General features: G+C 73.6%; 8 protein-coding genes and 1 pseudogene. 5 read left to right on the top strand and 4 right to left on the bottom strand.

The annotated features are described in order from the left end of the window. Positions 1 to 18 precede the first annotated feature (18 nt). The 4 genes from ACTHM3_RS05595 to ACTHM3_RS05610 are packed head-to-tail and all read left to right on the top strand — an operon-like array spanning position 19 to position 3,345. Complete coding sequence (locus ACTHM3_RS05595) at positions 19 to 1,044, top strand: zinc-dependent alcohol dehydrogenase (protein WP_440405114.1); 1,026 nt, start codon at positions 19 to 21, stop codon at positions 1,042 to 1,044. Beyond that, the gene (locus tag ACTHM3_RS05600) at positions 1,041 to 1,793 is read left to right on the top strand and encodes an SDR family oxidoreductase (RefSeq protein WP_440405115.1); all 753 of its coding nucleotides are present in this window, start codon (positions 1,041 to 1,043) and stop codon (positions 1,791 to 1,793) included. Before ACTHM3_RS05595 ends, ACTHM3_RS05600 begins: the two co-directional genes overlap by 4 nt. Then, positions 1,790 to 2,407 carry a bifunctional 4-hydroxy-2-oxoglutarate aldolase/2-dehydro-3-deoxy-phosphogluconate aldolase gene (locus ACTHM3_RS05605; RefSeq protein ID WP_440405116.1) on the top strand — a complete coding sequence of 206 codons (618 nt, stop codon included), beginning with the start codon at positions 1,790 to 1,792 and terminating at the stop codon, positions 2,405 to 2,407. Before ACTHM3_RS05600 ends, ACTHM3_RS05605 begins: the two co-directional genes overlap by 4 nt. After that, positions 2,404 to 3,345, top strand: coding sequence for a sugar kinase (locus ACTHM3_RS05610; RefSeq protein WP_440405117.1), 942 nt, complete (start codon positions 2,404 to 2,406; stop codon positions 3,343 to 3,345). Before ACTHM3_RS05605 ends, ACTHM3_RS05610 begins: the two co-directional genes overlap by 4 nt. Before the next feature lie 63 nt (positions 3,346 to 3,408). Here the strand turns inward: ACTHM3_RS05610 and ACTHM3_RS05615 are convergent, their stop codons facing one another. Further along, positions 3,409 to 5,421 carry a right-handed parallel beta-helix repeat-containing protein gene (locus tag ACTHM3_RS05615; RefSeq protein WP_440405118.1) on the bottom strand — a complete coding sequence of 671 codons (2,013 nt, stop codon included), beginning with the start codon at positions 5,419 to 5,421 and terminating at the stop codon, positions 3,409 to 3,411. 108 nt (positions 5,422 to 5,529) lie between these two features. Beyond that, positions 5,530 to 5,901, bottom strand: a complete 372-nt coding sequence (locus ACTHM3_RS05620) for a VOC family protein (RefSeq protein WP_440405119.1) — start codon at positions 5,899 to 5,901, stop codon at positions 5,530 to 5,532. A gap of 72 nt (positions 5,902 to 5,973) precedes the next feature. Between ACTHM3_RS05620 and ACTHM3_RS05625 the strand changes: the two genes are divergently transcribed. Then, positions 5,974 to 6,945, top strand: coding sequence for a helix-turn-helix transcriptional regulator (locus ACTHM3_RS05625; protein WP_440405120.1), 972 nt, complete (start codon positions 5,974 to 5,976; stop codon positions 6,943 to 6,945). A gap of 9 nt (positions 6,946 to 6,954) precedes the next feature. On the opposite strand, the gene ACTHM3_RS05630 is transcribed toward ACTHM3_RS05625, so the two are convergent. Beyond that, the gene (locus ACTHM3_RS05630; protein WP_440405121.1) at positions 6,955 to 7,863 is read right to left on the bottom strand and encodes an NAD(P)-dependent oxidoreductase; all 909 of its coding nucleotides are present in this window, start codon (positions 7,861 to 7,863) and stop codon (positions 6,955 to 6,957) included. Then, positions 7,860 to 8,088: pseudogene (locus ACTHM3_RS05635) on the bottom strand (TetR/AcrR family transcriptional regulator); the annotation flags it as partial. The pseudogene ACTHM3_RS05635 and the gene ACTHM3_RS05630, both read right to left, overlap by 4 nt.

Raw genomic sequence — 8,088 nt, forward strand, 5'->3', positions numbered from 1 at the left:
CGAGAGAGAGGACACCCGATGAAGGGTGCGGCTTATGTCGGTGACGGACGCGTCGAGGAGGTCGCGGTCGACGCTCCGGCGCCGGGACCGGGCGAATTGCAGATCGCCGTCGCGTACTGCGGGCTCTGCGGGACGGACCTGCACATCGTGCACGGCGGGATGGATGCGCGGGTGACGACGCCCCTGGTGTTCGGGCACGAGATGTCGGGCACGGTCGCCGCGGTCGGCGACGGGGTGAGCGGCTGGAGCGTCGGCGACGCGCTGACCGTGATGCCGCTGGTGTGGGACGGCACCTGCGCGGCATGCCTGGACGGGAACCAGCACATCTGCCAGAACCTGGAGTTCGTCGGCATCGACTCCCCCGGCGCCCTCCAGCAGCGGTGGAACGTGCCCGCCTCGATCGCGGTGCCGCTGCCGGACGGTCTCGACCTCCGCACCGCGGCGCTCGTCGAGCCGGTGGCGGTCGCGGTGCACGACGTCCGCCGCTCGGAGCTGCAGACCGGCGATCGGGTCGTGGTGCTCGGCGGCGGTCCGATCGGGGTGCTCATCGGCACCGTCGCCCGCCACGCGGGCGCCCGGGTGCTGATCGCGGAGGTCGACGCGAACCGCCGGGAGCGGATCGCGGACCTCGGGTTCGAGGTCGTCGACCCGTCGGCGACGGACGTGGTCGGGTTCGTGACCGAGTGGACCGGGGGTGTCGGCGCCGATGTGGTGTTCGAGGTGTCCGGGTCGGCGGCCGCCGTCAAGACGCTCACCGCGCTGCCCAAGGTGCGCGGCACGATCGTCGTCGTCGCCATCCACGGGGCCCCGCGCGAGATCGACCTGCAGCGCGTCTTCTGGCGCGAGCTGCGCCTGCTCGGCGCACGCGTCTACCGCCGCTCCGACGTCGAGCGGGCGGCGGAGCTGCTCGCCGCCGGGGTGATCCCCGTCGACGCGATCGTCACCGGCGTCGTCCCGCTCGCCCAGACACAGGCCGCGATCGAGGACCTCACCGCCGGTCGCGCGATGAAGCTCCTCGTCGACGTCGCGGGAGCCGGCGCATGAGCCTGTTCGACCTGACCGGGCGGACCGCCGTCGTCACCGGAGCCCGCCGCGGCATCGGTCGCGCGATCGCCGAGGCCCTCGCCCAGGCGGGCGCCGACATCGTCGCGGTCAGCTCGCAGCAGCGCGGCGACGACGAGCTGGGCGCCGGCATCCGCGCGCTCGGGCGCGGCTTCGAGGCGCGCGCCGTCGACTTCGCCGATCGGGAGGCGGTGGTCGCGTTCGGCGAGGAGATCGCGGAGCGCGCGCCCGACATCCTCGTCAACAACGCCGGCACCATCGAACGCGCTCCCGCCGCCGAGCACCCGCTGGAATGGTGGGACCGCGTGCTCGAGGTCGACCTGTCCAGCCAGTTCGCCCTCACCCAGCTGCTGGCCCGCCCGATGCTCGCCCGCGGCTCCGGCAAGGTGATCTTCACCGCGAGCATGCTGAGCTTCCAGGGCGGGATCAACGTCCCCGGCTACGCGGCCGCGAAGTCCGGGATCGCGGGCCTCACCCGCGCCCTCGGCAACGAGTGGGCCGCGCACGGCGTCTCGGTCAACGCGATCGCGCCCGGCTACATCGCGACCGACAACACCGCCGCGCTGCAGGCCGACCCCGACCGGTCCGCCGCGATCCTCGCCCGGATCCCCGCCGGGCGCTGGGGCCGGCCCGACGACCTCGCCGGCGTCGCCGTGTTCCTCGCCTCCTCGGCGTCGGACTACGTCTCCGGCGCCGTGATCCCCGTCGACGGCGGATGGCTCGCCCGATGAACCTCACGACGCAGCTCGGGGAGATCGGCGTGCTGCCGGTCGTCGTCCTCGACGACGCCGCCGACGCGCCCGACCTCGCCCGCGCGCTCCGCGACGGCGGCGTCGACTGCGCCGAGATCACCCTCCGCACGTCCGCGGGGCTCGTCGCGATCGAGGCGGTCGCCGGCGCGGGTCTCCTCGTCGGTGCCGGCACGGTCCTCGACGCGGCCCAGGTGCGTTCCACCGTCGACGCGGGCGCGCGCTTCGTCGTGAGCCCCGGCTGGAGCGCGGAGGTCGTCGCCGCCTGCCGGAAGCACGGCGTCCTCCCGGTCCCCGGCGTCGCGACCGCGACCGAGGTCATGACCGCCACCGCGGCCGGGCTCCGCACCCTCAAGCTCTTCCCCGCCGCGCAGCTCGGCGGCCCCGCCGCGATCGCGGCGCTCCACGGGCCGTTCCCCGACATCCGGTTCGTCCCCAGCGGCGGCATCGGCCTCGACGAGGCCCCCGCCTACGCGATCGAGCCCGTGCTCTGCGTCAGCACGAGCTGGATCGCGCCGCGCGACCTCATCCGCGAACACCGGTTCGCCGAGATCGCCGAGCGCGCCGCCACGTTCCGCGCGGCGGTCGGCCGGTGATCGACCACCTCGTCACCTTCGGCGAGGCCCTCGGCGTCGTCCGCGGTCGGGAGCTCTCGCGCGCCTCCACCGCCGAGCTCGGCACGGGCGGTGCCGAGGCCAACGTCGCCATGGCGGCCGCCCGCAGCGGCACCCCCGCGACCTGGCTGGGCCGGGTCGGCGACGACGCGTTCGGCCGCCGCGTCGTGCGCGAACTACGCGCCGAGGGCGTCACGGTGATCGCCCGGATCGACCCGCTCGCGCCCACCGGACTGCTGATCAAGGAGCTCCATCCCGGCGCCCGCACGAGCGTCTCGTACTACCGCCGTGGCAGCGCGGGCAGCCGCCTCGACCTCGACGACGTCGCGGCCCTCCCCCTCACGCCCACGACGCTCCTGCACGTGACCGGCATCACCCCCGCCCTCTCCCCGGAGGCGCGGGAGGCGACCCTCACGGCCGTCGACCGCGCCCGCGCGCTCGGGGCGACCGTGTCGTTCGACGTCAACCACCGCTCGCGCCTCTGGTCGGCGGAGGAGGCGTCGCCGGTGCACCGCGACCTCGCCGAGCGCGCCGACATCCTCATCACCGGGCTCGACGAGGTCGGGCTGCTCCTCCCCCGCTGGTCGGGCGGCTCGGCGGCCGACGCGGTCGACGCGCTCGGCGCGGCCGGGCACCATCACGTGATCGTGACGGCGGGCGGCGCGGGCGTGGCCGCGGCGGAGGACGGCGAGCGCGAGAGCGCCGAGGCCGTGCCCGTGGAGGTCGTCGACACGGTCGGCGCCGGCGACGCGTTCGTCGGCGGCTACCTGGCCGGCCTCCTCCGCGGGGATCCCCTCGCCGAGCGCCTGCGACGCGGTGCCGTCCTGGGCGCCGCCGCCTGCCGGCATCCGGGCGACTGGGAGGGCGCTACCGACCTCGCCGGCGTGGGCGACGCGGACGGCGATCCCGTCATCCGCTGAACGGCCCCGACAGGAGAACGGGGCGGCCGCGCGTCGACGCGACCACCCCGCTGCCCCGCGTCCCTACGGCGTGACGCCCGGGAAGGTCCGCAGCGCCGGCTCGATGCCGGCCGCCGCGATGACCTGCTGCGCGTCGACCGGCCACGCCGTGCCGGTCACCTGCACGTTGTCGACGATCTGATTACGGTGCTCCGCGGCACCCGGCGTCTGCTGCACGCCGCCGTTGAACCAGTTGTGCTGGATGAGGTTGTCACTCGTGTTGTTGGTGCTGCTGGCGTTCGTGAACACCCACACGCCGGAGTCCTGCACCACGTTGTCCTTCTCGGTCACGTAGCGCGACCCCTCGTCGAGGTAGAGGCCCACCGTGTGCCGGTTGTCGTAGATGTAGTTGCCGCTGAACACGGAGCCCGGGTTCGCCGACAGGTTGTAGAGGCTGCCGCCGTCGTGGAACACCTTCTTCGTGCCGTGGATGAGGTTGTCGGTGACCTGGGTGTCCTTCAGCGTGGTCGGTGTCGTGTACACCGGCTGGTACGCGTACAGCCCGCGGTTCTGGTAGTCGGGGCTGCCGCCCGGGTCGTTCGCACCCCAGCCCCAGCCGATGTCGATGCCGTCGTAGGCGAGGTTCGAGACCTCGTTGTGGCTGATGACCGCGTGGGAGACGTAGGTCGAGAGGATGCCGGACATCTCCTTGTAGTCCTTCGCCACGTCCGTCACGAGGTTGTCGTCGACCGTGACGTCGGAGACCGTCATCGCCGGGCTGCTCGGGTGGTGCGCATCCGGCGCGATCCCACCGACCACCACGCCCGCCCCGCCGAGGTCGGTGAAGAGGTTGTGGTGCACCGTCGCGCCGGCCACACCGAGGCCGGTGCCCGATCCGTTCGCCACCGCGTCGTTGCCGATCCCGAGTCCGACCTGGCCGAGGTGCGCAAACGTGTCGTCGGCGAAGGCGACGGTCTTCGCGGCCGCGACCTGCACCGCCGCCGGCATCTGCGCCCAGGAATTGCGGGCGCCCTCGAAGAGCGGGCAGCCGGACTGGCAGCTCGAGAGGTAGTCGGCCGGCTGCGGAACGGTGCGCGGGATGAAGGCGCCGTTCTGCTGGTCGGCGTAGCCGATCGAGGTGCCGGGCGACAGCCACGTCGAGTACGAGAACCGCAGCTTCGAGAACGTCAGGTCGTGCACGGGCCGCGCATAGCTCCCGGCGACCTGCACGAGCGACTGCAGACGCGGCAGCACGAACGACTCCGCCGCCGGATCCTCCCCGCTCGCGGCACGGTAGTAGAGGCGGCCGGCGGTCGGGTCGAGGTACCACTGGCCCGGCTGCAGGAACGCGGCCGAGTTCTCGAGGAGCAGCTGGCCGCCCGCGAACGGGTGAGCGAGCGTGTCGTAGCCCCAGTTGTTGTTCTGCCAGCCCGGCTGCTGCATCGTCACGGTCGTGCCGCTGATGCTCTGCACCGCGGCGTAGCGATCGGTGAACGAGTCCTGGCTCTCGACCTCGATGCGGTTCTGGTCCGGCAGCGTGGCGAGGTAGTCGAGCGCCGGGTTCACGATGTCCATGCCCGACGGCGTGACGGTGACGTCGCTCCGCGCGATCGCGATCGACGCCCGCGGCGCGGCGAGGTCGTTCTTGTACAGCTGCCGGCTGTCGTGCCCCTTCGGCACCGACGCGACGTAGATGTTCTTCGACGCGTCGGACATGCGCCAGCCGGAGACCGGGGAGCCGCCGGAGAGGACCGGGGTCGCTCCCGGCGCGGCCGTCCATTCGACCGGGTGCCCGGGCCGCCCGGAGTCGCGGGCGTCGAAGGTCAGCGGCTTGTCGAGCTGGTAGGTGCCGCTCGTCAGCTGCACCTGCACCCCGCGACCGGCGAGCGCGGCCGCGCGCGCGAGCGCCTGTGCGGCGGCGAGCGAGCGGAGCGGGCTGCGGATGCCGCCGTCGTTGTGGTCGTTCCCCTTCGGCGACACCACGATCACGATCGGTCGGGACGGCGGAGCCGCCATGGCCGGCGCGGCCCCGGTGGCGGTGAAGCCGGCGACCAGGGCGGCGACCCCGGCGGCGACGAGAAGACGGCGTTGTCTCATGCGATGTTCCCCTTTGATCACACGCGTACGCGCAAAGATGCGACGTATCACCTTTGTGTTCTACCCCGAAGGAGGGCCGGGGTCAATCGCCCTGCGCGCGTCGCGCGATCAGTGGGCCGGCGGTGCGAAGACGTTGACGAGGTTGCCGTCCGGGTCCTCGACGAGGAGCGACCGGTTGCCCCACGGCATGACCGTGGGCTCCTGCACGATCGTCGCCCCGAGTGCCCGGAGGCTCGCGAACGCCGCGTCGACCTCGCCGGCGCTCCCGACTTCGAACTCGACGACCACGGAGCCGGAGCGCTCGGCGAATCCGACGACCGGGACCGTGGCGGTCGATCCGATCGCGAGCGTGCCCGTCGGGGCGCGGAAGACGGCGAAGACCGGGGCGGGGCGATCGGCGGTGACGCTCAGGAGCTCCTCGTAGAACGGGACCAGCCTGTCGACGTCGTCGGTGATGACGCGGGCGGAGGCGAAGTGCATGGGATTCCTTTCGACAGCCCGACGCTAGGGTCAAAAGCGGGCGATTCCGGCCCGGTATGGAGGAATCCGTCGATGTCGCGCCCTACGGGTCGCCTGCTCGCGCTCATCGAGCTGTTGCAGGGCGGCGGCCTCCGCACCGCCCGCGAGATCGCCGATCGACTCGGCGTCGACGAGCGGACCGCGCGGCGCGACATCGAGCGGCTGCTCGAGCTCGACATCCCCGTCGAGTCGGTCCGAGGGCGCCACGGCGGGTTCCGCATCGCCGCGGGCGCCCGCCTGCCGCCGCTCATGCTCGACGCGGAGGAGGCGGTCGCGGTGGTCCTCGGGCTGGGCGCGGTCCGGCGGTCCGGGCCGTCCGCCCGGGTGCGCACCGCCGCGGAGACCGCCGCCGCGAAGCTGGGCCGGGTGCTGCCGACGCGCGTGGCGGGGCAGGTCGCCGGGCTGGCCGCCGTGGCCACGACATCCGACTCCGACCCGGTGGGCCCGGAGGTGGAGGCGTCGACGGACACGCTGCTCACGGCCTCGCGGGCGGTCGAGGAGGGTCGCCCGCTCCACGTCGTCCACCGTCGCGACGGCACGACGACGACCCGGACCGTCCTGCCCTACGGCGTGGTCGAGCACCACGGCCGCTGGTACCTCGTGGGGCTCGACTCGCGATCGGACGAGGTCCGGACGTTCCGACTCGACCGCGTCGAGCGCCTCGAGATCGGGACGGGCCGGTTCCGCCGGCCGGAGACCGATCCTGCCCTGCTACTGACGTCCTCTCTCGCGTCCGCGCCGCGCCGGCATCGGGTCGAGGTGGAGGTCCACGCGCCCGAGGAGCGCATCCGGCGGCTGCTGCCCGAGTCGATCGCCCGACTCCAGGCGTTGGCCGAGGATCCGGGATGGTGGTGCGTCACGATCGAGGCGGAGCGACTCGACTGGGTGGCCGGGGTGCTCGCGCAGCTCGACGCGCCCTTCCGGATCCGGCGGCCGGCCGAGCTCCACGACGAGGTCGAGGGCCTGGCGCGACGGCTCCTCGCGCAGCTCGACGTCGACGGATGACGGACCGCGTCAGTCGGGATCGCCCGCCGCATCGGCGATCCGCTCGGTGCGGGCGCGCAGCGCGGAGATGACGCCGATCATGTCGTCGGCACCGAGCCCGGCCGCCACCGCCTCGTCGTAGAGCTCGCGGCTCGCCCGGCTGAGCGGGTGAGACGTCCCGGTCGCCACGGCCGCATCCTCCACGAGCCGGGCGTTCTTGCGGACGTCGGCGATCGCCGCCTGCGGCGAGAGGTCGCCTTCCCTGAGCTTCGCGGCCTTGCCGCGCGAGACGACGGATGCCATCGGACCCGCGTCGAGCACGGCCCGGAGCACATCCGGGTCGACGCCGGTGCGCTCGGCGATGTGGAAGGTCTCGGCCAGCCCGGTGACCATGGTGATCAGGAAGGAGTTGACCGCGAGCTTCGTCGCCAGGGCCGCCGGCACGTCGCCGCAGCGGAAGCGCGCCCCGCACATCAGGTCGATGAGCGGCTCGACCTCCGCGACCGCGTCGTCGTCGCCGGCGAGCATCGCCACGAGCGCGCCGTCGACGGCCGGACCGCGCGATCCCGACACCGGCGCCTCGACGTAGCGGCCTCCCGCCCGTGCGACGTCGTCGGCGAGCGCGCGCGAGAACGCCGTCGTGAAGGTGCCCATCTGCACCACGGTCCGGTCGGCGACCAGCGCGGCGAACGCCGGCGTTCCGCGCGAGAGCACCGCATCCACCGCCGGCTCGTCGCGCAGCATCAGGATGACCGTCTCCGCCGCCTCGAAAACGCCGGCCACGTCCCCCGCCGCCCGCGCGCCCGCGGCCACCAGCTCGTCCACCGGCGCGGCCGAGCGCGCCCACACGACGACGTCGAATCCGGCGCGCACCAGATTCGTCGCCATCGGCACGCCCATGATCCCCAGGCCGATGAAGCCGACCGTCCGTTCGCTCATCGCTCTCCCTCTCTCGTCGTCCCCGTCATCCCGAGCGCGCTCAGGGCGGCGCTCGCGTGGGCGGCGGCCTCCGCCCTGTCCGGCGCCGGCCGCAGCCCGAGCAGGCGCTGGCGGTGCGGCTCGCCGAGGAGCAGCGCGAACAGCGCCTCCGCGCGATCGGCGTCGCTCTCCGGCAGCCGCGAACGCAGCGCGGCGATGTAGCTGAGCGGCCCGTCGTCGTAGAAG

The sequence above is a fragment of the Pseudolysinimonas sp. genome (genome assembly GCF_051954455.1).
In the GTDB taxonomy this organism is placed as follows: Bacteria; Actinomycetota; Actinomycetes; order Actinomycetales; family Microbacteriaceae; genus Pseudolysinimonas.